The organism is Pseudoalteromonas sp. Ld20 (genome assembly GCF_045064175.1).
Taxonomy (GTDB): Bacteria; Pseudomonadota; Gammaproteobacteria; order Enterobacterales; family Alteromonadaceae; genus Pseudoalteromonas; species Pseudoalteromonas neustonica.
Genome location: NZ_JBISHB010000041.1, coordinates 157323 through 182980, shown reverse-complemented (window position 1 = coordinate 182980; position 25658 = coordinate 157323). Strand labels below are relative to the sequence as shown.

Annotated in this window: 21 protein-coding genes; 12 read left to right on the top strand and 9 right to left on the bottom strand. The window is 40.3% G+C overall.

Annotation, left to right across the window (positions count from 1 at the left end; all coding sequences use genetic code 11):
- Window positions 1-5 precede the first annotated feature (5 nt).
- The 4 genes from ACJJVX_RS16465 (at window position 6) to ACJJVX_RS16450 (ending at window position 8580) form a co-directional block, all read left to right on the top strand.
- Window positions 6-2897: a ligand-binding sensor domain-containing diguanylate cyclase gene (locus ACJJVX_RS16465; protein ID WP_082916350.1), complete on the top strand. Its 2892-nt coding sequence runs from the start codon at window positions 6-8 to the stop codon at window positions 2895-2897.
- A 223-nt stretch (window positions 2898-3120) separates the two neighbouring features.
- Entirely contained in the window at window positions 3121-4338 is a 1218-nt protein-coding gene (locus tag ACJJVX_RS16460; protein ID WP_405632457.1) for a M23 family metallopeptidase, read from the top strand.
- A gap of 134 nt (window positions 4339-4472) precedes the next feature.
- A complete protein-coding gene (locus tag ACJJVX_RS16455; RefSeq protein WP_054205490.1) occupies window positions 4473-5297 on the top strand; it encodes a M90 family metallopeptidase in 825 nt (274 codons plus the stop codon).
- A gap of 97 nt (window positions 5298-5394) precedes the next feature.
- On the top strand, window positions 5395-8580 hold the full coding sequence (locus ACJJVX_RS16450) for an amidohydrolase family protein (RefSeq protein WP_405632454.1): 3186 nt from the start codon (window positions 5395-5397) through the stop codon (window positions 8578-8580).
- An 84-nt stretch (window positions 8581-8664) separates the two neighbouring features.
- On the opposite strand, the gene ACJJVX_RS16445 is transcribed toward ACJJVX_RS16450, so the two are convergent.
- Complete coding sequence (locus ACJJVX_RS16445) at window positions 8665-9282, bottom strand: TetR/AcrR family transcriptional regulator (RefSeq protein WP_405632452.1); 618 nt, start codon at window positions 9280-9282, stop codon at window positions 8665-8667.
- A gap of 100 nt (window positions 9283-9382) precedes the next feature.
- On the opposite strand from ACJJVX_RS16445, the gene ACJJVX_RS16440 reads away from it, so the two are divergent.
- Complete coding sequence (locus ACJJVX_RS16440; protein ID WP_405632450.1) at window positions 9383-9859, top strand: HPP family protein; 477 nt, start codon at window positions 9383-9385, stop codon at window positions 9857-9859.
- 30 nt (window positions 9860-9889) lie between these two features.
- On the opposite strand, the gene ACJJVX_RS16435 is transcribed toward ACJJVX_RS16440, so the two are convergent.
- Window positions 9890-10252, bottom strand: coding sequence for a hypothetical protein (locus ACJJVX_RS16435; RefSeq protein ID WP_064436001.1), 363 nt, complete (start codon window positions 10250-10252; stop codon window positions 9890-9892).
- Window positions 10253-10401: 149 nt separating this feature from the next.
- Here ACJJVX_RS16435 and ACJJVX_RS16430 point away from each other — a divergent pair, with 149 nt between their 5' ends.
- Window positions 10402-11154, top strand: coding sequence for a Nif3-like dinuclear metal center hexameric protein (locus tag ACJJVX_RS16430; RefSeq protein ID WP_054205485.1), 753 nt, complete (start codon window positions 10402-10404; stop codon window positions 11152-11154).
- A gap of 28 nt (window positions 11155-11182) precedes the next feature.
- Here the strand turns inward: ACJJVX_RS16430 and ACJJVX_RS16425 are convergent, their stop codons facing one another.
- Entirely contained in the window at window positions 11183-11947 is a 765-nt protein-coding gene (locus ACJJVX_RS16425; protein WP_405632446.1) for a YdcF family protein, read from the bottom strand.
- 52 nt (window positions 11948-11999) lie between these two features.
- Entirely contained in the window at window positions 12000-12887 is an 888-nt protein-coding gene (locus ACJJVX_RS16420; protein ID WP_054205483.1) for a LysR family transcriptional regulator, read from the bottom strand.
- A 290-nt stretch (window positions 12888-13177) separates the two neighbouring features.
- Between ACJJVX_RS16420 and metE the strand changes: the two genes are divergently transcribed.
- The 3 genes from metE to ACJJVX_RS16405 all read left to right on the top strand — a co-directional run bounded on the left by metE (window position 13178) and on the right by ACJJVX_RS16405 (window position 17839).
- Window positions 13178-15451 carry a 5-methyltetrahydropteroyltriglutamate--homocysteine S-methyltransferase gene (gene metE / locus ACJJVX_RS16415; protein WP_405632444.1) on the top strand — a complete coding sequence of 758 codons (2274 nt, stop codon included), beginning with the start codon at window positions 13178-13180 and terminating at the stop codon, window positions 15449-15451.
- Window positions 15452-15660: 209 nt separating this feature from the next.
- Complete coding sequence (locus ACJJVX_RS16410; protein ID WP_064435998.1) at window positions 15661-16263, top strand: phospholipid-binding protein MlaC; 603 nt, start codon at window positions 15661-15663, stop codon at window positions 16261-16263.
- Window positions 16264-16501: 238 nt separating this feature from the next.
- The gene (locus ACJJVX_RS16405; RefSeq protein WP_064435997.1) at window positions 16502-17839 is read left to right on the top strand and encodes an ankyrin repeat domain-containing protein; all 1338 of its coding nucleotides are present in this window, start codon (window positions 16502-16504) and stop codon (window positions 17837-17839) included.
- A 424-nt stretch (window positions 17840-18263) separates the two neighbouring features.
- Here the strand turns inward: ACJJVX_RS16405 and ACJJVX_RS16400 are convergent, their stop codons facing one another.
- The 5 genes from ACJJVX_RS16400 to ACJJVX_RS16380 are packed head-to-tail and all read right to left on the bottom strand — an operon-like array spanning window position 18264 to window position 21811.
- Window positions 18264-18731, bottom strand: coding sequence for a DUF2069 domain-containing protein (locus ACJJVX_RS16400; protein ID WP_054205479.1), 468 nt, complete (start codon window positions 18729-18731; stop codon window positions 18264-18266).
- Complete coding sequence (wrbA, locus tag ACJJVX_RS16395; protein ID WP_054205478.1) at window positions 18728-19282, bottom strand: NAD(P)H:quinone oxidoreductase; 555 nt, start codon at window positions 19280-19282, stop codon at window positions 18728-18730. Before wrbA ends, ACJJVX_RS16400 begins: the two co-directional genes overlap by 4 nt.
- A complete protein-coding gene (gene arsC, locus ACJJVX_RS16390; RefSeq protein ID WP_054205477.1) occupies window positions 19282-19629 on the bottom strand; it encodes an arsenate reductase (glutaredoxin) in 348 nt (115 codons plus the stop codon). The genes wrbA and arsC overlap by 1 nt, the downstream gene beginning before the upstream one ends.
- A 54-nt stretch (window positions 19630-19683) precedes the next feature.
- Complete coding sequence (locus ACJJVX_RS16385; protein WP_054205476.1) at window positions 19684-21144, bottom strand: M48 family metalloprotease; 1461 nt, start codon at window positions 21142-21144, stop codon at window positions 19684-19686.
- A gap of 1 nt (window position 21145) precedes the next feature.
- Entirely contained in the window at window positions 21146-21811 is a 666-nt protein-coding gene (locus ACJJVX_RS16380; RefSeq protein ID WP_054205475.1) for a hypothetical protein, read from the bottom strand.
- A gap of 157 nt (window positions 21812-21968) precedes the next feature.
- Between ACJJVX_RS16380 and ACJJVX_RS16375 the strand changes: the two genes are divergently transcribed.
- The 3 genes from ACJJVX_RS16375 to ACJJVX_RS16365 all read left to right on the top strand — a co-directional run bounded on the left by ACJJVX_RS16375 (window position 21969) and on the right by ACJJVX_RS16365 (window position 25625).
- Window positions 21969-22187 (top strand): hypothetical protein, encoded by a 219-nt coding sequence (locus ACJJVX_RS16375; protein ID WP_054205474.1) that lies wholly within the window; start codon window positions 21969-21971, stop codon window positions 22185-22187.
- On the top strand, window positions 22180-23262 hold the full coding sequence (locus tag ACJJVX_RS16370) for an AI-2E family transporter (protein ID WP_064435780.1): 1083 nt from the start codon (window positions 22180-22182) through the stop codon (window positions 23260-23262). The genes ACJJVX_RS16375 and ACJJVX_RS16370 overlap by 8 nt, the downstream gene beginning before the upstream one ends.
- Before the next feature lie 113 nt (window positions 23263-23375).
- The gene (locus ACJJVX_RS16365) at window positions 23376-25625 is read left to right on the top strand and encodes an aminotransferase class V-fold PLP-dependent enzyme (RefSeq protein ID WP_405632437.1); all 2250 of its coding nucleotides are present in this window, start codon (window positions 23376-23378) and stop codon (window positions 25623-25625) included.
- Window positions 25626-25658: the final 33 nt, after the last annotated feature.

Below are 25658 nucleotides of genomic sequence, written 5' to 3'. Positions count from 1 at the left end.
GTAAAATGATACGAGTGTGTTTATTCTTATTGATGTTGATAACGCCCCAATGCGCAGCTGCGCAAGCAACTCGTTTGCCTCTTAATGACTATTTTGCTGAAACGTGGAATACACGATCAGGATTACCCCACAACAGTATCAACAGTATTGTACAGACAAAAGATGGTTATATATGGATAGCAACGTGGGAAGGGCTTGCTCGCTTCAATGGCCGAGAGTTTAAACTATTCACCCGTTCAGAAATTACAGGATTACCAGACTCAGGGCTTCGAAGTTTAGTTCCTCAAGCTGATGGTAGCCTCTACATTAGCGGCGCACGTGGTGGCATTAGCCATCTACGAAAAGGGCATTGGTCTGCACAGAAAAATGCCTCAGCAATGGTTAATCATGTCTTAAAAACAAGTGATAACAAAATATGGTTAGCCTTAGAGGGCGATGGGGTGGCTTATCGTGATGAGAATGAAGAAGATAAAAGTGTATTAATTAATTTAAGTGCTTATCGATTGGTTGAAGATGGCGAGGGCGCTATTTGGGCTGGAACCAGTGATGGTTTATATCAAATAAAAAATAAAGTAGCCAAATTAATTACCCCTAAGAGTGGTTTACCTACAGGGCCAATATATACATTATTTATGTCTCAAGAAGGGCAATTAATCGTCGCTGGAGAAAAGGGGGCATGGCGATATGTGAGTAACCGGTTTGTTAGTATTGATGAACAGCTGGATGGCATTGCTATTTCAAGTGTATTGCAAGATAACCACAATGCTCTGTGGTTTGGGACTATTAATAAAGGTGTATTTCGACTCAGTGAACTGGGATTAGAACGACTTGATTCAGACGCAGGTTTGCCCGCCAACCGTATTTTATCGTTACTTCAAGATCGTGAAAACAGTATTTGGATCGGGACTAATGGTGGTGTACACCGTTTACGTGAAGCGCCATTTTCAGCATGGACAAAAAAGCGTGGGCTAAGTGGTGATTATGTCAGAACGGTACTGCCTCACTCAGATGGCAGTGTTTGGATTGGCAGTAGCACAGGATTAAACCGAATCCTGGGTGATAAGGTTGAATCAATTTCACTTGCGAATAAGGGCGATCCTTTATCTATTTTAAGTTTGGCTGAAGATCAACACGGACATGTTTGGATAGGCACTTATACTAGCGGCTTAATGCGGGTAATTGATGGCAAGATTTACCCGGTTAAAAGTCGTGATAATGGCTTATCAAGTAACGAAGTTAGGGCTTTATTATTTGATAAGCAACAGCGCCTGTGGGTGGGGACTGCGACAGGGCTTAGCCGGATTGATCCCGATGGAACAACACTGCAATATACCACTAAGCAAGGTTTGCCCGGTGAGTTTATAATTGCTTTAGCTTTGGATGGGCTTGGGAATGTTTGGGCCGGAACGGGTGTGGGCGCTGCTATGTTTAATAACGTATTAGGTCAGTTTAAAGAGCAAGCATTTCCTAAGCAATTTAACGCTCAATATGCATTCGGGTTTTATGCCCAGAACGATTTAATGTGGATGGCCACTGATCGGGGGTTAGTACGGTTTAATATTGTTACTGGCGATATCGCTATTCTAGGACGCGAACAAGGTCTACCGGTTGATAAACTTTTCCAGTTAGTTGCGCAAGGGGATTCGTTTTGGTTATCGAGTAATCGCGGTATTCTTGAGGTTAAACAACAACAAGTTAACGAGTTACTTGATAACCCCCAAAAAAGTAAAAATAAACGACTTCAGTATCAACTATATGATGAAGGTGATGGCATGCTCAGCGCCCAAGCTAATGGGGGATCAAACCCGGCAGCTGCATTTCACCAAGATGGCAGTATTTGGTTTGCAACCGCGCATGGTGTAAGCACTGTTATGCCTGAACGGTTAAAAAAAGCAGCGCAAATATCATTACCAACAGTCATAGAAAGCTTGTATGTTGATGGTAAAAGTACACCATTGGCTTTTGATGGTAAGGACATAATACTACCGCCAGGGGCTTCAAGGTTATCATTTAATTATGCTGGTTTGAGCTTTATTATGCCGCAGCGGTTAAACTTTCAGACTAAACTACTCGGCTACAATGACACATGGGTAAACCGCCAGCAGTTAACAATTACCGAATACACCAATTTAGCACCGGGCAAATATACTTTTATTGTCCGTGCAGGTTACCCTAATGGGCAGTGGCAAAATAATTCTAAGAGTATTACATTTGTAATTCAGTCCTATTTTTGGCAAAAGTTAAGCTTTAAAGTTATGCTTTTTTTAGCGCTGGTTATTTTGTCTTTTGCATTATACAAATACCGCCTATATCACTTTAAAAAAATTGAAAAAGAACTTACCCTGCGAGTAATACAGCAAACTAAAGATCTACAGCAGCAAGCTGATGCGTTTGCACATCAGGCCACACATGATCAGTTAACGGACTTACCAAATCGTCGCGCATTTGATACTTGGTTGGCAGATAATTTTTCGGATTTCAAGCAGCAATCTTTACCTTTGGCTATTGCGATAATGGATATTGATCATTTTAAACGCATAAATGATGGCTGGTCACATATTATTGGTGATCGTGTAATTTGCGTCGTTGCTCATCTGTTGAGTGAATGTAGTGAGGTTGATACGAGCCAGATAGCTCGATGGGGAGGTGAAGAGTTTACATTATTCTTCCCTAATAAAACTGCACAGCAAGCTGCTCTAGTTTGTGAAGAGCTACGGATGAAAATTGCAAACTACGACCTTTCAAATATTGCCAGTGATTTAACAGTCACAGTGAGTTTTGGTGTTGCAGATTCATTAACTGTTAATGATTATGACCGCTTGCTTGCGCAGGCAGATCAGGCGCTTTATCAAGCAAAAAATCACGGCCGTAACCGTGTCGAAGTTAATAATAGTTAACGCTCAAAACTCATTGGTTTTTACATTTTATCAATAATTTAATTTTAGTTTATTTTTTGTACAAATTATTGGAGTGAAAAACAACCTACACACGAGGTTATATAAGGGACATAAATTTTATTAATACAAACATAAAAACATATAATTAACTACTTATTAACATTGGTGCTATATCTTTTGTTCCCTCTTTGGGATCTTTTTACTATATAAAAGGAAATGAAAGATGAAAAATCAAATAATGAATATCGCATTAGTGAGTGTTTTAGGTATCTCGTCTGTAGTATCAGCAAAAGGCCACGGACATGCAGATTTTAGCTTTTCAGAACAATCAATTAAATCGCTAAAGTTAAACTCTTTGGTGGCTGTCGACGATACTCAATTTGTATTTAATAACACCCTATTAAATGAAGATTGGGATAGTTTCTTTACCCTGTATGCGCCAGCGCTTAACGAAAAAAAAGAGCTCATATTGCATTGGGCTGGTTATGCGAGCATTAATCCTAAAATTATTTTAGCCTTGATTGAGCAGCAAAGTGGCTTACTTTCTAACCTAGATGCAGATATCAATAAGCCATTAAGAGGCTTATCAGATAAACAAGGGTTTGATGCACAAATAGAAGACGTGGTAACTAAATTAGCTCAACGTTTCTACGCGTATAAACAATGGCAAGATGTGCAATCTACAGGTATTGAAATCACTCGCAACGCGAGCATAAGTAGCAGTACTGCTGCCACAGCAGCGTTAGTGAGTGTGTTAGCAAAACGTTCAAAATTGACGTTGGATAAAGATGAAGTAAGCAATTCGAAAAGTGCAATCACGGCATTTTTAACTACTTTTGATAGTTTATTTCCAGATAGTTACGCGCAATTACAAACCCCTTCAATACACGCAATACAAAATAATGATACACGGTTAGCAGCAGCGAGTTTTTCAATGAGCCTCCCTTGGCCATCTGGTTATTGGTACAGTGGTGGTGCACATTCAAATACCGGTTCTGGGTATCCATACTCGTCCCTTGATTTTAATAATGGCTCAGGTGGTTGGGGTAGCAATACACCATATGTGCAGGCGGCTCATGGTGGTACCGTTACGCGTTTTTCCTCTTGTAATATCCGTGTGACGCATTCAAGTGGCTATTCAACTAGTTATTATCATATGTCGAATTTGCAATACAACAGCGGCGATTATGTTCAGCCAGGCGCATGGCTTGGCCGTTATGCTAATAGTAAGGGGCAGGCATTGTGCGAAGGAGGACAGTCATCCGGCCCTCATGTGCACTTCACTTTATTATACAATGGCCAGCAAGTATCATTGCATAATCAATATATAAGTGGTCATCGTATTGATGTTGGTAACAGCAATTATGATAGCAATTGCAACAATTTCTATTTTGAGCGCTATGGTTATCGCACGTGTGCATGGCAACCGTTATATCGTTAAGTTTATGGGTTTAGCGCAATAATCGACAGACCGCTTATAGTTCTTGGGCGGTTTTTATGTAACTGCTATGAAATGATTGAATTTTGCCCTAAGCGGACATATTAATAGTTTATCTCTGTTAATAGGACCCTTTAATGGTAAACGGATTGTTAGTACTCGCACTGGTAGCGTTTGTGGTTATTTATTGGCGTTGGCCAGTAATTCAAAATCGCTTGTGGCAAAAAAAATATCAAGATTATCATTTAGATGAAAAACAAAAAGCGCTGTTGTTACGCTGTATGCCTATTTATCAAAAGATGACAGATGCTGACCGTGAGAAACTAGAGCGCCATATTGTTTGGTTTTTGAATGAAAAACGTTTCATAGGTTGTGATGGTTTAAAACTCAATGAGGGTATGAAATTAATTGTTGCTGCTGATGCATGTTTATTAGTATTAAATAAACCGTGGCCACTTTATCAAAACGTTAAAGAAATTTTGCTTTATCCCAGCGCTTATTATGCACCACAAACATCCCGGGATAGCGCAGGCTTAGTCAGCTACCATAATACTATTCGTCAGGGAGAGTCTTGGCCTGGTGGCACGTTAGTGCTTAGTTGGCACGACGTACTTGAGGGTAATAGATTACCAAACGATGGGCATAATCTTGTGTTTCATGAGTTTGCTCATCAGCTTGATCAAGAAACAGGTAAAACCACCGGCACTCCGTTACTCACTAAAGAGTCAGACTATCAAGAGTGGGGGCGCATTTTTAGCCGTGCTTTTAATCAATTAAAAACACACGTTGCCTATAGTATGCCTCATGTTATCCATAGTTATGGTGCAACAAATGAAGCGGAGTTTTTTGCTGTGATCACTGAAACCTTTTTAGAAAAGCCAAGTGAACTTCGACACTACGATCCAGAAATTTACAGCTTATTAGTTGGCTACTATCAATTTGACCCAATTAAATGGCATTAACCGCCAAATTAAGACGCTTTATCAGATATCGCTGGTAAGTTGCTATCGTTTTTGTTGCAATCAATATTAATAAACAACAAGAACAAGCGAGATAGCAATGAAAGCAATGCTCCATACAACAATGGCTGTAGCAATGTCATTGGCCCTTTATGGTCAAGCACAGGCACAAGAAAGTACTGATGATAAAAAGTGGCAAGTTGATGCACCACAAGGGCAATTTGTCGATGCGACTATCAGTGTGTCACAAGGCACATGGATGAATATTGATGTGAGCCCAGATGGTAAAACCATTGTGTTTGATTTGCTCGGTGATATTTATACTATGGCGATGTCGGGCGGTAAGGCGACTCAATTAACAACTGATATTGCATGGCAAATGCAGCCACGCTTTAGCCCTGATGGTAAACATATTGCGTTTACCTCGGATCAAGGTGGCGGCGATAACATTTGGCTAATGGATTTAAACGGTGAAAACCAAACAGCAGTAACGAACGAAACTTTTCGTCTTCTTAATAGTCCTGCTTGGAGCCCTGATGGCGACTATTTAGTTGCACGTAAGCATTTTACGGCAAGTCGTTCATTAGGTGCGGGTGAAGTATGGCTTTATCACAAAGCAGGTGGTAAAGGTGTACAGTTAACTAAGCGTGCTGACGATCAAAAAGATTTAGGTGAGCCGATGTTTTCGCCTGATGGCCGTTACGTTTATTTCTCGCATGATTCGACTCCAGGTAAAACGTTTCATTATTCAAAAGACTCGGTTGCGGGTATCTACAAAATTAAACGTTATGATCGTCAAACTGGTGAGATCGAAACAATTATAAGTGGTATGGGTGGGGCGATTCGTCCAACACCGTCACCTGATGGTAAAAAACTTGCCTATATTAAGCGAGATGATTTTCAAACGAGCCTTTACATATATGATTTAACGTCGGGTCAGCACACAAAGTTGTACGATAAACTTGAGCGTGACATGCAAGAAACATGGGCTATCCATGGCGTTTATCCAACAATTGCTTGGACACCAGATAATGAAGAGCTGGTATTTTGGGCGGGTGGTACAATCCATAAGCTTGATGTGAAAGATGGCGATGTTGAGACGGTACCATTTGAAGTACAAACAAGTAAAAAAATTCAAAAAGCGGTGCGTTTTACACAAAATATTGATGCCGATGAATTTGATGTAAAAATGCTGCGCAATGTACAGGTATCTCCAGATGGCGAAACCGCTATTTTTGAAGCGCTTGGGCATATTTATAAACGTGATTTAGCGTCAGGTAAAATAAAGCGTTTAACGAAACAAGATGATCATTTTGAGTTATTTGCGCAGTTTTCTCGCGATGGTAAAAAAATAGTTTATGTAACATGGGACGATAATGAGCAGGGTGCTGTTCGTGTTGTATCTGCTCGCAGCGGGCGTGGCGATGACATAACCACTGAACCGGGCAAATATGTAGAGCCAACATTTAGCCCAGATGGCAAAACAGTTGTGTATAGAAAAGCATCGGGTGGCGGCATATTAAACCCTGATTGGTCGTTACACACAGGCATTTACGCGGTGAGCACAAAAGGCGGCAAAGCTGAGCTAATTACAAAAAGTGGCTATCAACCACAATTTGGTGCGCAAAACGACCGTGTATTCATTATGAGTCCATGGCCAAAGCCAACATTAAGTGTTGTTGAACTTGATTCTAAGAAAGTCAGTAAACTGTATGAATCTGAGCATGCAACTGAATTTAGAGTATCGCCTGATGGAAAATACCTTGCGTTTGCTGAGCGTTTTAAAGTATTTGTTACGCCGCTAGTTGAAAGCGGTAAAACCATTAATATAGGCCCTAAAGATAGTCAATTTCCGATTGAACAGCTCTCAGTACGTGCGGGTGAAAGCATCAGTTGGAGTGCAAATAGCAATAAACTATATTGGACACTCGGCCCTGAGCTTTACCACGCAAGCTTAGCTGGGTTGTTTGATATTAATAAAGCTGATGACGCTGATTTTAAAGTTGAAAGCGGCGATAACATCAGTTTTACTCGCAAAATAGCTGAACCGAAAGGCATGATAGCCTTAACTGGTGCGCGTATTATCACCATGAAAGGTGAGCAAGTTATCGAAAATGGTGTGTTGCTAACTGATGGTAAGCATATTAAAGCACTGGGCAGTGTAGCAGATGTGAGCATTCCAAAAGGTGCAAAAATCATTGATGTAACTGGTAAAACAATTATGCCAGGGCTTGTTGATGCGCATGCTCACGGCTCGCAAGCGAGTAATGAAATTATTCCAGAGCAAAACTGGAAGAACCTAGCTGGTTTATCATTAGGTGTAACAACCATTCATGATCCTTCTAATGATACCACTGAAATTTTTGCTGCAAGTGAAATGCAAAAATCAGGGGCTATTGTGGGCCCGCGTATTTTCTCTACCGGGACTATTTTATATGGCGCCAATATGCCAGGGTATACGTCGCATATTGATTCGTTAGATGATGCTAAATTTCATTTAGAGCGTTTAAAGAAAGTGGGGGCGTTTAGTGTTAAATCATATAACCAACCCCGTCGTGAGCAACGCCAGCAAGTGATAGAAGCTGGTCGAGAGCTGGAAATGATGGTTGTGCCAGAAGGCGGATCGTTATTACAACATAACTTAACCATGGTGGTTGATGGCCATACAGGTATTGAGCACTCACTTCCTGTTGCAAACATTTATGACGATATTAAGCAGCTTTGGTCACAAAGTGATGTAGGTTATACGCCTACTCTTGGTGTTGCGTATGGTGGTATTTGGGGTGAAAACTACTGGTACGATAAAACGGACGTATGGAATCATCCACGCTTAAGTAAATTCGTACCTAAAAATCAATTGTTACCGCGTTCAATGCGTCGAGTTAAAGCGCCCGATCATCACTACAATCACTTTAATAATGCCCGTGTAGCAAAAGAGCTACAAGATTTAGGTGTACTAGTTAATTTAGGTGCGCATGGGCAACGTGAAGGGTTGGCTGCACATTGGGAGATTTGGATGTTTGCCCAAGGTGGAATGACCCCACTGCAAGCAATTCGCGCCGCGACGCTTGATCCGGCCAAATACATAGGCCTTGATCAAAATATTGGTTCGTTAGAAGTAGGCAAATTAGCCGATTTAATGATCATCGACGGTAATCCGCTGACGAATATTCGTGATACAGATAAAGTTGATTACACCATGATCAACGGTCGTTTATTTGATGCGGCAACAATGAATGAAGTTGGTAAAAAAGAACGCGATAAACTTTACTTTGAAGATAAGTAATTATTAGCGTTATAGACTAATTAAAAGCGGCTAAATAGCCGCTTTATTTTTTTAACAACAAAGTAACGCCTTGATATTAAGTCCCTATGAAACGCTGAAGTCTGCATCTTGAAGCGGTTTGGGTATATAGCTTTGCACAAGTTGTCGTAGTAATAATGGGTCTTGCAATAGTTGGTTGCTAGAATGCATGACTCTTGCTTGGCAGATCATACCTTCTTTTAATGTCATTAATAATTGTGCTAACTGCTTGGCTTTTTCTGACTTGCTTTTAAGTTGTGTTGTTTGCGATAGCTTGTCGAACAGCAATTGTAAAACAGCTTTTTTGTGTGCACTGCAAAGTATTGCAATAGGGTGGTCGCTGTGTGGAAATTCAGCCGCAGTATTAATAAAAAAACAACCATTAAAGTCGCCAAGCTCTATGGCCTTATTATCTATCCAAATTGAGAGTGAACCAAACAGCGCTGATGCGATTTCAAAAGGAGTATCACAGTTTTTTAACCGATCGTTGAGCCAATGATTAAAGCGTTTATTCCTGGCTTCAAGGCAGGCGCAAATCAACTCATCTTTACTGACAAAGTGGTTATAAAGAGTTTTTTTTGCAACGCCAGACTCTTTTAGTATTTCATTAATACCTACCGCATGAATCCCTTTTTGATAGAAGGCTGTCAGTGCAGTATTAATAATATGGGTGCGCTTATCCATGATGGCTCCTTGTAAAAAAGTAAGCTTGACATGAGTAGACCGACTTGTCTATCATTTGCGTGTAGACAAGTCGGTCTACTTTTGGTTGGGAGTTATATTTATGAATGATGGATCGTATCAAGCTGTCATTGCAGGGGTGTTTTCAACGCTTACATTGTTGGTTTTAGCGTATTTAGAAAGTGTAAATAATTATGGGGTCTGGCTTATGGCACCTTTTGGCGCCACGGCAGTATTAGTTTTTGGAATACCAGATAGCCCTTTGGCAAAAGCTAAAAATGTGATTGCAGGTCATTTGATCACTGCTTTTATCGCGGTCGTGTTTGTCACTTATATAGGCTCAGATCCTATTAGTATTGCCACAGCGACGGGTCTTGCAATAACGGTGATGATGCTAACTAAAACAGTTCACCCAGCAGCAGGGGCCAATCCTATTTTAATTATAAGCAGCGGGCAAAGTTGGGACTTTTTAATTATGCCAGTATTGATTGGCACCGTATTTATTGTCGTGTGTGGCTATTTGAGTACGTGGTTGATAGTTAAAGTGACTCTTTATTGTGAGCACAAAAAAACCGCTTAAGAGCGGTTTTTTTGTTTGCTTAGCTGTAAATTACACAACACCGCGTGGAAGGCGGCAGTCATGTTCTTTTCTCGCTAAGTACACAATCCAAAACTCTTCAGCTGTGTAGCCATCTTCATTTTCTGTAGTAACAGTAAATGCTGCTTTTTTAACGGCTGGAACAGTCGTTTTTGTTTTGGTTTTTTTAGCAGGCGCTTTTTTTACTGTTTTCTCAGACGAACCGCCTGAAGTTAACTGCTCAGTTAATTCAGCAACTTCTGCAAGGCGCAAATTTTTGCCGCCATCGATGCTGTACCAACCAGGTTTGGTGGTGATTTCAGGTTTATTACCATTGGCTGCTTCATATGCTGCTTCAAAGGCATTTAACACTTCTGTTTTGTCTAGTTTGCTCATCAGAGACCCTATACGTTGTAAACACAGATTAAGAATACCTATTTATACCTATTTTTGGGCTACTTTTCAATTTTTTGCGATTTCCCTTCCATTTTGAATAGATAACCGCCAAAATTTGCACAAAATCTAACGTTTATGTGGAATATGAAATGCAACGTCGAGAATTTAACCAGTTATTAAATGCGATCTTAAAGCCTGACTCAATTAAGGATTTTTGCCCAAATGGGTTACAAGTTGAGGGGCGAGAACGGATTCAAAAAATAGTAACAGGTGTAACCGCCAGCCAAGCGTTGATTGATGCTGCAATTGCCCTCGGTGCAGATACTATTTTAGTGCACCATGGCTATTTTTGGAAAGGCGAAGCACAGCCTATCACGGGTATTAAAAAGCGCCGTATTGGTGCGTTACTGAATCATGATATTAATTTATTTGCATATCATTTGCCATTAGATGTGCATCCTGAGATTGGCAATAACGCACAATTAGCTAAATTACTCGATTTAGAAATGACAGACGGCTTAGAGCCGATAGCAAATAGTGTTGCAGTAAAAGGGCGATTAAAAACGCCTATGACGGGTGAACAGTTCGCGCAAAAAATAGCTGAGGTACTCAATCGAGAACCCTTAGTGAGTTTAGTGCGTGATGAACCAATTGAAACCATAGGGTGGTGTACAGGTGGTGGGCAAGGTTATATTGACTTAGCTGCTAACCAAGGACTCGATGCTTATTTAACGGGTGAGGCATCAGAGCAAACAATTCACAGTTCACGAGAACAAAACATTGATTTTTTTGCCGCGGGTCATCATGCGACCGAACGCTATGGGATCCAAGCGCTCGGTGAGCTATTAGCACAACAACATGGATTTGACGTTACCTTTATTGATATAGATAACCCAGTTTGAAAATAAGTCAAATTCTGTTGATTGAAAACTACAGCGCCTCTGGATCAATCCAACGGCGCACTGCAATCCAACCACGGCCAATTACTTCGTGCCATTGACGTGTTACAGCTAAGAGTACATTTACATTAGGGACATACTGTTTATGGACAGGCCAAGCAGAGTAATCATAAAAGTCAGTCGCAGCGGGTATTACATCAACCCCTTGTGCGTTAAATAAATCTTTTGCACGGCGCATATGGCTCGATGATGTGACTAACGCAACTTTAAAATCCACAAGTGCAGGCGCTAAAAATTTAGCTTCGTCGGCGGTGTCCATGGCTGCTGGGTTTTGCTTTATACGGTTAGCTTTTACTCCAAGGCTAATCGCTGTTTGCTGCATTAAATGACTATTGGTGACTTTGCCGTAGCCCCCACCTGAAACAATAAGCTGTGCGTGTGGATAAAGATACGCAAGCCTTATGCTTTCTACTAAACGACTTTTTGCACAATTACCCAGCTGGCTATTCGCACTGAGGTTTGGGTTTGGTATTAGATCGCAGCCAAGTACCACTATCTTGTCTATTTTTGAATGATTTTTAGAATTAAATACATATTGAAGTTGCGTGGAAGGATCGACTATTTTTTGGCCCATAAACGGTGTGCTGATCAGCATTAGCGCGCAAGTAACGAGTAAGCCAGTAAATGCGGCGACTTTGTTGTTACGCAAAGCTATCAAAAAGCACAAAGCACATATTAGGCCGAACAAGGGCAGTGGCATGAGCATTGCGCCGAGGATTTTTTTAAGTTCAAACATCACAGTAGCATCAGTAAAAGAGTTTTACGTATGCTACTGGGTTCGCTTGATTTTATCGACCGTTATTTAACTTACAGGTATTTAAAAAGTGGCGATAAACCGGGTTATCCCGCATATTCTTTTTCATTGCAAGGTACATGGGGCGAGTGAGCCCTAATGCGCCAAGGGGAATCGATTTGATTAAACCTTGGCTCTCATAAGGCGTTACTAGCCAATCTGGTAATGCCGCAACGCCCATACCCGCACTGACAAGTTGAAAAATAAGTAAGCCTTGCTCTACGTTTTTTAAGGTGCCGTCAAAACGTGCATTTTGAATAAAGTGCTTAAATATATCTTGGCGTTCGCGTGGAATTGGGTATGAAATAATGGTTTCGTTTTTCAAATCCAGAGCAGTAACGTACGCTTTTTTTGCCAGTTCATGATCGGGGGCAACAATCAGCTTAAGTTTAAAGTCAAATAAATGTGCGTATTCAAGTTTATCGGGTTCACGGATATCAGAGGTAAGCACTAGATCCAACTCGTCGCTTAATAGATCAGGGATTGCGTCGTAGCTAAAGCCACGTTCGTAATCTACTTTAATATCAGGCCAAAAGTTATTAAATTCTTTAATCGTGGGTAATAGCCAATGAAAACAAGCATGGCATTCAACACTTAATCTTAACTGCGAAATCGGCTGGTTAAGGCTTTCCTTTAGTCGGCATTTTGTCGCTTCAACGCGGGGTAGTACTTCACTCGCTAGTTCAAGTAATAGCATACCTTGGGGTGTAAACCGCACCGGCTGAGTTTTACGTTCAAATAACTGGCAATCAAGCTTGTTTTCTAAATCTTTAATCTGATGAGATAAAGCTGATTGAGTTAAAAATAGTTCGCGGGCGGTATTCACCAAAGAGCCGGTTTCTTTTAAGGTCGCAATGGTCTTTAAATGTTTTACATCAATCATCTTTAATAATTCTCATGGTATAAGTGAGGTTAACTCAGATTGCAGACATAATACGCCTTTATTGAAGATGCTTCAACGTCTAGATGGCTAAAGAATGTCATTTGTTTTACTTAACGTTTACAACTTCACTATAGCATCAAATTTGACAGCGTTGTCATTATATTTATTCTGATTTATAAAAATATTTATATGAAATTACCTCAAGTTAAATAGGAGGAAGCATCAATTGTGTAATGTAAGGGAGAGGTGTAAGTTTTTAGCCATCTAGATAGCTAAGTGGAGTTTTTAACATGGCACAATTACATAACTTAGGTTTTCCTCGTATAGGCACAAAACGCGAGCTTAAATTTGCAGTCGAATCATATTGGGCAGGTAAAATCAGCCAAGCAGAGTTACTTGAGAAAGGTAAAACGATCCGCGCAAAAAACTGGGCGCTACAAGCCGATGCAGGCATTGAGTTATTACCAGTTGGCGACTTTGCTTGGTATGACCATGTGTTGTCAACCTCATTACTCATCGGCGCTGTACCTAAGCGGCATCAAAAAACAGACGGTAGCGTTGATCTTGATACGTTATTTCGCATCGGCCGTGGTCGAGCACCTACAGGTTGTTCATGTGCAGCCAGTGAAATGACGAAATGGTTTAATACGAATTATCACTATATAGTGCCAGAGCTTAGCAGTGATCAGCAGTTTGAATTAGCCTGGACTGAGTTATTTGAGCAAGTTACCCATGCACACGCATTAGGCCATAATGCAAAAGTGGTGTTAGTTGGCCCTGTAACTTACCTTTACTTAGCAAAATGTGTGGGCAGAGAATTTGATAAATTAAGCCTACTTGAAAAACTGTTGCCAGTGTATCAACAAGTCCTAGTAAAGCTAGCGCGCCAAGGTGTTCAGTGGGTACAAATAGATGAACCTATTCTTGCTCTTGAGTTGTCTGATGATTACCGCCATGCATTAAAAGCAAGTTTTAACACACTTGCAGGTCAAGGTGTAAAGTTGTTACTGGCTAGTTATTTTGACTCTGTGAGTGCTTACTATGATGATATAGCTGCTTATCCAGTTGACGGTGTACATTTTGATTGTGTTGCAGCTAAAGTCGATTTTACACAGATTGATTCGTTATTGAGCGCTGATCAAGTTCTATCATTAGGTGTAGTTAATGGCCGTAATATTTGGCGTGCAGACCTCGATGCGGTATTTTCCACGATAAAAGACATTGCAACAAAGCGTGGCGATAATTTATGGCTTGCTCCGTCATGTTCTTTATTACACACGCCAGTTGATTTAGAGCAAGAAGAAAAGCTTGATGATGAGTTACGCTCCTGGCTTGCTTTCGCAAAACAAAAAGGCCAAGAGCTGTCATTGTTAAAAGCAGCACTTGAGATCAATGATAACCGTGATTTAGTTACTTACTCAGCGCCTGTAAAAGCACGTTTAACATCAACACGTGTCAATAATGCAGTAGTGCAGCAACGAGTAAGTGCGTTAACCGTAAAAGAGGGGAAGCGTGAGAATGTATTTGCTCAGCGAATTGAAAAACAACATGGAGCACTTAACTTACCATTATTACCGACAACCACGATAGGTTCATTCCCACAAACACAGGCTATCCGTAAAGCGCGTCGTGATTTTAAAGCCGGTGAATTATCTGCCACTGACTATCAAAATCAAATGGAAGCCGAAATCCGCTACGCAGTAGAAGAGCAAGAAGCGCTTGATTTAGATGTATTAGTACATGGTGAAGCTGAGCGTAATGACATGGTTGAATATTTTGGTGAACTGCTTGAAGGTTTTGCTTTTACCCAGTTTGGTTGGGTGCAAAGCTATGGCTCTCGCTGTGTGAAGCCGCCGGTGATCTGGGGAGATGTCTCACGCGAAAAAGCAATGACGGTTCAGTGGACTCAATACGCGCAGTCGCTTACCAGTAAAAAAATGAAAGGCATGCTAACAGGCCCTGTCACTATTTTGTTTTGGTCATTTATTCGTGATGATTTAGATAAACCAAGCATTGCAAATCAAATAGCACTTGCGCTGCGTGATGAAGTGGTGGATTTACAAAATGCGGGCATTGAGATAATTCAAATTGATGAACCTGCATTTCGTGAAGGTATGCCACTCAAAGCCACCCAATGGCAAGACTATTTAGAGTGGGCAGCGTATGCATTTAGAGTGTCAGCCAGTGGTGTGAAAGACGAAACACAAATACATACGCACATGTGTTACGCGGAATTTAACGGTATTATTGCCGCTATTGCGGATATGGATGCCGATGTGATCACTATTGAAACATCACGCTCAAACATGGAGCTACTAGATGCATTTGAAAACTTTGATTACCCAAATGATATAGGCCCTGGTGTATACGATATTCACACACCAAACGTGCCAGATACTGCATGGATCAAAGCGTTAATCCACAAAGCCGCGCGTAAAATACCCGTTGAGCGTTTGTGGGTGAATCCAGATTGTGGTTTAAAAACACGTGGATGGGAAGAAACCCGCCAAGCACTTGATAACATGGTTAAAGCGACTAAAGAACTGCGTGAAGAACTAAAGTAAACGCTTAAAGTAAACCTCTTTACGCTGTTAAGCCCTAGGGCTTTTTGTTTAGTTTTATGTGTAGTTGTCGTTTCTATCTAACATTATGATAGTAAAGAATTAAATTGATTGGTGCCTGATTGGCATTAATTATGTTCACTATTGTGTCTTTTTATTCTCTTAGTGAGCAAGTAAATTAGCGTATCAGAATTATTAAGGGTCTAATCAACATGAAATTACTTAGCCGCGGTGTGTTTTTACTGACTTTACTTTTTAGCGTTTCTTTGATGGCTCAGACGCAAACAGCAAAAGATCCACAGCAATTATTAGTCTCTATTGGGGACCAATTATTTAGTGATATAGGTAAAGTTAATAGCCAAGGTAATGCGTCAAAGCATGAGATGTCAGCCATTGTAAGTAAGCATTTAATGCCGCATATAGATGTGAAGTTTGTTTCATACAAATTGTTAGGTAAGCATATTAAAGGCATAGAGCGGGCGCAAGCTACAGGGTTTATTAGTGCGGTTGAGCACTATTTGACAATGACATACGCCAGTGCACTGATGAAATACACCGGGCAAGAGATCAAATTTGAAAAAAATAATGATGTCACCACCGGGGATTTTACAACAGTAAAAACACAAATTATAGATTCACAAGCCCCAACAATAGACCTGCACTTTAAACTTCGCCACGGTAAAGATGGTAGCTGGAAAGTATATGATATCGTTGCTGAAGGTATTTCCTTATTGAGTGCTAAACAAAAAGAAGTGATTCAACGTATTTCTGAAGTAGGGCTTGACCAAGTTACTCGCGAACTGAGTAGTAAATAAGCACTTTTACCCCGCCTCCAACCAGAAGCGATAAGTTACGAAAGTGACTTGTCGCTTTATATTAATACCATTATTATTCTTTTAAAATCACACTCTTTGCGCTAGCGTGTCGATCAAGGTGTGCTAGAATAAGCGCCTATAAATTATTATATTAAGCGCAGTGTCAGTTTGGTGTTGTTAAACTCGCGAACTGACCTTTATACCTGAGTAAGATAGACACTGGAGTTATGTTTTTTTAATGGAAAATGTACTTATTTGGCCTAAAGAATACCCGTTGTTAGTCAAAGGACTTATTGAGCAAAACGGTGCATTCATTTTGGATGCTTTAGAAGCATGGCCAGCCTGTCGCTCTAATGAAGAAGACGATGGCGTTTGTACCACTGTATTACCTCCCATCTATTATTTAACTTGGTTAACGCCACTTGAGCCATTTGAAGAGTGTTATTTTCAGCATATTTGTGAATATGACGATTCAGCACAGCATTATATTAACGCTGCAAAAAATCATTATTATGATAATGAATATACCCCAGAAAGCTTAGTGCTTATGCTTTGTCAGCGTCTTGAAAAGTATGCGAGTGTTGCCGGACAAGCTGCAATTAAAACGCCAATATCGTTGATTTCTCAACTTTTTTCTAAACGCTATTTTACGGTTATTGAGCACGCTTTATCATCAGCAAGCAAAGTGAGTGCGCAAGATGCGTTAGCTTTATGGAAAGAAGTTGATTTTCGTGAGCGTTTTAGCTGTTTTATTCCTGACTCAATTGATTCTGTTTCGCAACTAAGTGAATTGGCGGCTAAAAAAGTCGCAGGTGGTAAAGACTATTTTACTTTGCTGACTCAAGTTTCACCGGATGTTGATTCGGTCATGCTATTAGAGCAGGCCTTACTTGCTCATTTGAGTTTTAAAACTGCAAAACAGACAATGGCGATGCGCTTTATTGAACAAGGTGCAACGGGGACGTTAGCTGATGAGAATGGAAAAACGGCTTTTATGTGGGCTGTTGAGAAAGGGTATGTAAATTTGGTTCAAACGCTCTTGGAGCAACAAGATAAAAAGCAGCAAGATAGTTTAGGTAATACGGCACTACATTATGCTGTGTTTGCTAAAAATGAGCCTCTGATGGTGCTATTACTTAAATCAGGTTATGATTTTAGGACTCAAAATATTGACGGGTTAAGTTGTTATCGACTTGCTGTTAGTATAAAAGCGACACAATTAGTAAAATGCTTGGAACGTGATTTTGGTATTAAAGAGTTATCGCCAGATGGTCAGTTTACGCGAATAAAGAAAGTCCACGGGCTACATGCGATAGTTACTTTATTATTACCATTTCAGTTGTTTTTCTTCTTTGATGATTCTTTGTCAGGTAAAAGTGAAATAACGCTAACATTGACGATGTTTTCATTAGTGTGTTTTTTCTTTGCGATGAGCTTAAAGCGGTGTGCATTATATCCACATATTAAACATCCTTGGGGATTGTTTGTATTAAGGTGTTTTTCATTGTTTAGCTTAGTAGGGCAGCTAGGTTTAGCGAGTATTGTCGCGCTAGCAACGTTAAGCGGGCTCGTTTAGTTAGGGCGTGTTGACCTTTGTGGATTGAAATTCGTTCAATCTAGGTGCGATTTAATCGCGGCGCGAGGTTTGTAACCTAGCGGGCTCGATAACTGCTCCTGCGTTATTCTACTGGCTCACATCCATGTGAGAATAAGTAAAAACCGAGCAAAGCTTGTGCGTCCTGCTCACGCCCCTTACCTACATCCGTGTAGGCAACAAAGAGTCAATCGCCCCTAGGAAGAACCCTTTGGGCAGCGCATGTTTGGCATTTATACTGCGTTATCGCCTATTTATGGGAAACAACCACACGACATAGGCTCTGCCTTGCCTAAATACCAAACAGACTGCTGCAAAATCAATCACGAAAGGTCAACACGCCCTAGCTTCTAAAATTAAAAACGCGCCAAATGGCGCGTTTTTAATGAGAGTACTCGAAATATATTTACTGATTTTTTCGATCGTATTCTTGCTCAGCTTTTTCTTGTGCTAATTCATCTTTTAGCTTTCTAATTTTCAATCCTAGCTCTTGGCCTCTGTGGCGTGCGTAGTAAGTGCAGCCTACAAACATCATACTTGCAAACAGCAATTCTAATAATACCCATAGCAGTTGATCTTGAGCAATCCACAGTAACGTGAGGCCATGAATGAAATACAGCATGACAATGAAATTTGCCCATGCATAAGTGTAGGGTTTATCCTGGATAATGCCTTTGAGTGGTAATAGGAGCGGTAAAATATAAACAACAAAAATAAACCCGTTGCTATAGCCTTCTCGTGGTGCAATTAGAAATAACCAAATAGGCATTAATACTAATAAGCCAATATAGCCGATAATAGCAGTGCGTTGAAAGCGTACTGTAATCGCTTTTTTAGGTATGGTTTGAGGACTTAAATCGCTTTGCGATGTCATTGTAATTTTCTCGTTATTTTGACTAAGCGTTGACCAACACTTTGACAAATTTTTATTTCATCTTTGCTCAATTGAGCGCTATTTTGAGCACCAGCAACATGAGTTGCTCCATAAGGAGTGCCACCGGTTTGAGTTGCAAGCAGTTCCGGTACTTCATAAGGCACGCCCATTAGCATCATACCATGATGCAACAAGGGTAATGATAAGTTGAGCAACGTTGCCTCATTGCCACCATGCATACTACTGGATGATGAAAATACACAGGCTGGTTTATCAATTAATTGCCCTTTTAACCACAATTCGCTGGTGGTTTCCCAAAAAGCTTTCGCTTGTGAGGCCATCATACCGAATCGAGTCGGGGTACCAAAAGCTAGACCATCGCACTTAATCAAATCATCTTTACTGATCACGATATCGTGCGGGTCTCTTACTTCAAATGTTCGCAATAATGCTGTACCACCTTGAGATTCAATGGACTCAGCAATTTCATGAGCCATTGCTGCGACAGAGCCATGGCTTGAGTGGTACAAAACAACAATGGTTACACTCATTAAAGTATGCTTAGTACATGTTCTGGTGGACGACCAATCGCCGCTTTATCGTTATTGACGACAATAGGGCGCTCAATTAATTTTGGGTGCGCAACCATAGCGGCAATTAGAGTATCTTCATTTAGCTCATCTTTAAGGTTAAGTTCTTTATAAATATCTTCTTTGGTGCGCATTAGTTCACGTACAGAAGAAAAACCTAACTGTTTAATCAAAATGCAGATCTGCTCTTGGCTTAATGGAGTTTTAAGGTATTCAATAATATCTGGTTGAATCGATTTTTGTTCAAGTAGAGCAAGTGTTTCACGCGATTTTGAACAACGCGGATTATGAAAAATAGTAACAGGCATAGTAACAATCCAATGAGATAAAGTAGGGCTATTTTAAGGTAAGCGGCGCGAGACTTAAAGCCTCGCGAGTTCTTTTTGCATTTGTCGGTATTGCGTAAGTAATGCTTTGAGACGCTGCTGCTTATTTAATTCTTCAGGTTTTACAAAATTTAATGCTTTTTGGACTTCGTCAGCAGCTTTCAAATAAGCACCATATTGAACATATACGTCGGCATTTGCTTCATGGTAAGCGGCTAAATTGTCTTGTTTTTTAAATGTGTCAGTGATTAATTGCTTACCTAAGTTATGATTTGGTTTTTCTAATAAAAATGACTTTAATATTCGTTCGGCAACATCATATTGCTTAGCTTCTATTGCGGCATTGGCATAATTTAGTGTGATTACTTGGTTATTAGGACGATTTTGATGCAGCGGTGCTAAATATTTAACGGCATCAGCCGCTTTTTCTTGTGCAATAAGTAAGTCAGTATACGTATCAATGTAAAATAAATTCTTTGGATCGCTGGCTAGTAACTCATTTAAAATTGGTGCAGCTTCAGCAAGCTTTTTTTGATCGAGCAAACTAATACCTAAACCATAATTAAGTGCGGCAGTATTATAAAAACTGTTTTCACGAAGCAGTTTTCTAAATAAGTTTTCAGCTGCAACAGGTTCATATTGATAGCGGGCAATAGCGCGGCTTTTTGCAAGGTTGAAGTTTAAGCTATCAGGTAATTGACGTTTATCAAATTGTTGGGCTCGTAGGCGTACATCAGACACGCGACTTTCAGGTAAGGGGTGTGTAAGTAAAAAGGCTGGGGGTTTATACTTGTAACGAATTTGTGCCGCGAGCTTAGTTAAAAACTCACTTGAGGCGTAAGGGTCAAATCCCGCATTATTTAGCGTTTGCATACCAATACGATCGGCTTCTTGCTCGGCTGAGCGGCTATGAGTCAATTGGCTGAAGGCCGCTTGTGTTTGATTGGCTGAAATAATCGCTAGGCCAGCATCAGGAGACACGACAGTTGCAAGAATACCAGCGATCATCCCCGCTATTGTCAGGGCACTATTATCTTGTTGTTGCTGGATCCGACGTGCTAGATGGCGTTGGGTTACGTGGGCTATTTCGTGGCCAAGTACAGATGCAAACTGACTTTCGTTATCTGATTGTGCTATTAAACCTGTATGTACCCCGACATGACCACCATAAAAAGCAAAGGCATTTATTTCGGGGTTATTTATCCAAAAAAATGAAAATGGAAAACGTACATCACTGGCACTGGCAACTAATTTACGGCCAATTGTTGTTAAGTATTCATCTAAAACGGGATCACTTACTACCGGTGATGAACCACGAATTTGCATCATCATTACTGCACCGATTGCTTGTTCTTTTTCAAGCGGTAAAGCTTGCAGCGCTGATGTGCCAAGATCAGGAAGTTTAAAGCTGGTTTGCGCCTTTAATGGTTCACTGATCAGGATACTAAACGTTAAAAAGGCACTGAATAGTGTAATAAAGACTGATTTTAGCTGCATTTTATTCCTTGTTAAGATTTTCACCGAGCATGAGTTTAGCAATATCAATTTCATCACTGCATGCGCGACTGTCTTTTTCGCATAATTGGTATAACTCTTTTATTGTGACTCCATCAAGCTTTACTACGTTCAATTCTCGTTGTAAAAAATTAATAATTTTATGGACTACCTTATGCGCATGAAGGATGACGGCTTTATCGGCTTTGTCACCACGCTCAAAATAAAAACCAATAAATTTATGTAACTGGTTAATGCGGATCAGGTTTTTCATTGAATGGGGATCCCATACATTAAATTCCATAAAACGATTGTCTTTGACATATTGATCAATGGTCACATCTTTAGCATAGGGTAATGCCCATAATTCAAAACCACGATCTGTGAATACTTGATGTAATGCAATTCGAGGTTTTTTGTTGCAGTGAATTTCGCCAACAGAGTCCTCATGGCCATCGAGTAAATCGATATTCCAATTACGTTTATCAATTAACCTTTTCACCGCATTGTCAAAGCCGTGTTCAAGAATACCTTCCGCCTCACTCACCGAGGATGCCACAAGATGATAAAAAGGGGGAAGCTCTCCCCAGTTTATTTGTTTTTTATACCAGTTAATCTCTTTGAGAGTTGGATTACTGGGTAGTTGCGCTTTATTATGCGTGCCAGGCATTAACCTATCCTTACTACAAACTATGCTATAAGGATAAACCATTGTGATGTTTGTTTTAAGGAAAAGTTACTTTTGTTATTGTCAGCTATGGTATAAGGCGTGTGGTTACTTAAGTTATGGGACTAATTGTTTATTTCAGCAGGTATAATTATTCACTATGTTAAAGCAGGATTTACGTGTATTTAAATGCCCGCAGCAATTTATTCAGTTTAAATTAGGGTTACGGCAGGCATTATTAGCTCAGCAAACTATTGAATTTAGAATATTGGAACAACAACCGATTCAAGATATTGAACGGTTTTTACAGAAAAATAATTATCAATATAAATTAGAACAACAGCATGGGTTGTTAATCGTGGAGCCAAATTGTGTTTGAATATGTAAAAACGTGGTACGAAAGGAAGTTCTCAGATCCACACTCTGTTACCTTGCTATTTTTATTAATCGCTTTAATGGCGATGTTTTATTTTTTTGGCGCATTTATTGTTCCGGTGTTAGTGGCATTGGTAATTGCCTATTTACTTGATTGGCCAGCTGCATATTTAGAACGACTTGGCTTACGTCGCTTTACGGCCACGGTTATTGTAATGCTCATATTTACGGGCCTTATGCTAACTCTGATCATTGGTATTGGTCCTGTACTTTGGCAACAAACAAGTAACTTGGTACAAGAAACGCCGCATATGATTGAGCAAGGAAAGTCATTTTTGCTTCATTTACCACAGCAATACCCAAGTTTAATAAGCGAAGAACAGGTCAAATCAGTTGTAACAAGTGTTGAAGCAAAAGCAATCGATTTTGGGCAAGTGCTGCTCTCTTTTTCGCTGACGTCATTAAAAGATGTTGTTGCTTGGCTTATTTATTTAATCTTGGTGCCACTATTGGTCTTTTTTATGCTCAAAGATAAGCTTGAGCTAGTTAAAAGTGCAGAAAAATTAATCCCCAAACAGCGCCGTTTAATTTTGCAGGTTTGGCATGAAATGAACCAGCAAATCATGAATTATATTCGCGGTAAGGTATTTGAAATTCTTATAGTTGGTTCGGTATCGTTTGTTGCATTCACTATTTTTGATTTACGTTATGCAGCATTACTAGGTGTATTGGTGGGTTTTTCTGTGTTGATCCCGTTTGTGGGAGCTGCACTTGTGACTATTCCTGTCGCTGCTGTTGCGTTATTTCAATTTGGTTTAGAAACCCACTTTTGGACTATACTTATTGTGTACGGCATCATACAGGCACTTGATGGTAATGTTTTAGTGCCATTGTTGTTCTCTGAGGCTGTTGATTTAAATCCGGTGTTTATTATTGTAGCCGTATTATTTTTTGGTGGGTTATGGGGTTTTTGGGGCGTGTTTTTTGCTATTCCATTGGCATCGTTGGTAAAAGCGTTGCTCAATGCATGGTCAACTAAATATGAAGACCAAGAGAGCGAAAAAACTAATCAGCTTTAGTCTTAAATAGCATAGAAAACGCACTTGACTAACTAATTGATTCTTACGCGGCCCATTAATTTTAGGTAGAATGGGTTATAAGATATATCTTTTAGTAATATGGTGCGTTTTTAATGTCTGACTTATTATTACCTACTGACTCATCGTCACAAATTTACCTTGATGCAAACGCAACGACGCCTGTACTTCCGTGCATTGCAGAAGTCGTCTCACACACTATGCAAATTTGTTTTGGTAACCCCTCATCCTCACACATCACTGGTATTCAAGCTAAACACTTATTAGAGCAAACACGGCAAAAAGCGCGTGATGTTATAGGTGCTCAGCTAGGTGATATATTATTTACGTCAGGGGCAACGGAAGGTATTCAAACGGCCGTTGTATCTACCCTAATAGCGGCTAAACAGCATACTAAGAAAAACCCTGTTTTACTGTATGGGGCTACAGAACATAAAGCGGTACCAAATACCTTATTGCATTGGAATGCTGTTTTGGGTATTAACGCCACTTTGCTGGCAATCCCGGTATCGAGTGAGGGGATTTTAGATTTAGATTTTATTGCACAATACGCCAGTGATGCACTGATGATTTGTACTATGGCCGTTAACAATGAAACAGGCGTTTATCAAGATTTAAGCGCAATTGAAGCAGTGATACGTGCTCACAATACAGAAGTCGCTTGGATGGTCGATTGTGTCCAAGCTCTAGGTAAAACCGCCTTAGCACTGAGTGATACAACGATTGACTATGCACCTTTTTCAGGCCATAAACTGTATGCTCCCAAAGGAATTGGCGTGTTATACATTCGCCAAGGCAGTGCATATACACCTTTTATTGCTGGTGGCGGACAAGAAAGTGGAATGCGCTCGGGTACAGAAAACTTACCTGGGATCGCCGGACTCAATAAACTTTTTTCGTTATTGCTCGACAAAGCAGGCAATACATTTAAATCTATCGAGGTTTTAAATAGTTATCGTAAACAGCTGCATCAGGCATTGGTGGATACCTTTGGTAACTTAACCTTTAATCATGCTTTTGAATTGTCGGTGCCAACGACGTTAAACTTTTCCATTGACGAGCTCACGAGTAAAGAAATTATGGATTTATTTGATGCCGCAGGGATCCGTATTAGTGGTGGCTCCGCGTGCAGCTCTGGTGCAAATCGTAGTTTTGTGTTAGATGCTATGGGGGTAAGTGATTGGCGCAGTGAAAACGCAATTCGCTTATCATTTGGCCCAGCCACAACTGCGGCTGAAATTGATCTTGCGTGTGAGAGAATTCGATCATTAAAACCGATTCTTGAGGCCAACTGTTTAGTGGTTTCTGATTCAGCATTCCCGTTGCAAGAAGCATGTGCATTAGGGCTAACACAATTTAGACATCAAGGAGCGTGTTGCTGGCTTTACGTTAGCCAAGACAAGCAAGCGGTCATTATTGATCCTATTATTGAGCTTATTCCACGTCTTGAAAAAATAGTCCATACACAAAATTTAACGGTGGCAGCTATTTTAGATACCCATGCCCACCAAGAGCGCAGTGGTGCAATAACCTTACTCGCACAAGCGCTGAGATTCAGCCTTGAGGCTGAACATCAGCTAGGGTGGCCTGTGCATCAAACTGCCATAGAATTACCTGAGTGCACAATTGAACGAGTCGCGACACCAGGGCACAGTGTAGATAGTGTTAGTTATTTATTGCGATGTAATCAATCTAAGCAAGTACGTTTTTGTTTTTGCGGTGATTTACTGTTACCTGCGGGACTTGGTAATACCGTAATAGATGGTGGCGATGCCTTAGTAATGGCGTACTCTTTACGCCAATTATCACAACGTTTAGATAATGCGACGGTAATGTGTTCTGGTCATGATTATCAACAATGTTTTGCGATTAATTGGCAAGTTCAGCAACAGCAAACACCGCTATTGCATGCATTGTTAGTTAATGAATTAAGTGATGCTGAGTTTGCTAGTAAAAAAAGTCACAGCGATGAATCTAACTTATCGAAATTTGCAACCTTGTGTGGGTATGCTGATAGTTTGCAACATAGCACTGCGTATGAACTAAATGCGGCACAAGCAAAAGACATGTTAGCTACAAATGATGTAACCTTAATTGATACTCGTGAACCGTACGAACATGGTGCAAATAATATTCCTCAATTGTTTTCAATCAAGCCTGCGCGAGTGATGAATATACCGCTAAGCAGGATGGCAAACGCGTTAGTTGACGGGCAATTAAACCCACGAGGTAAATATATCTTACTGTGTCGCAGCGGTAATCGTTCAAAGCAAGCCGCCACTAACTTATCTCAGCTTGGTTTTACGGATGTTTATAATCTCAGCGGTGGGATGGCATTGCTATAAAATAGCAAAGTGTTAATAATTAAGACGCTTAAA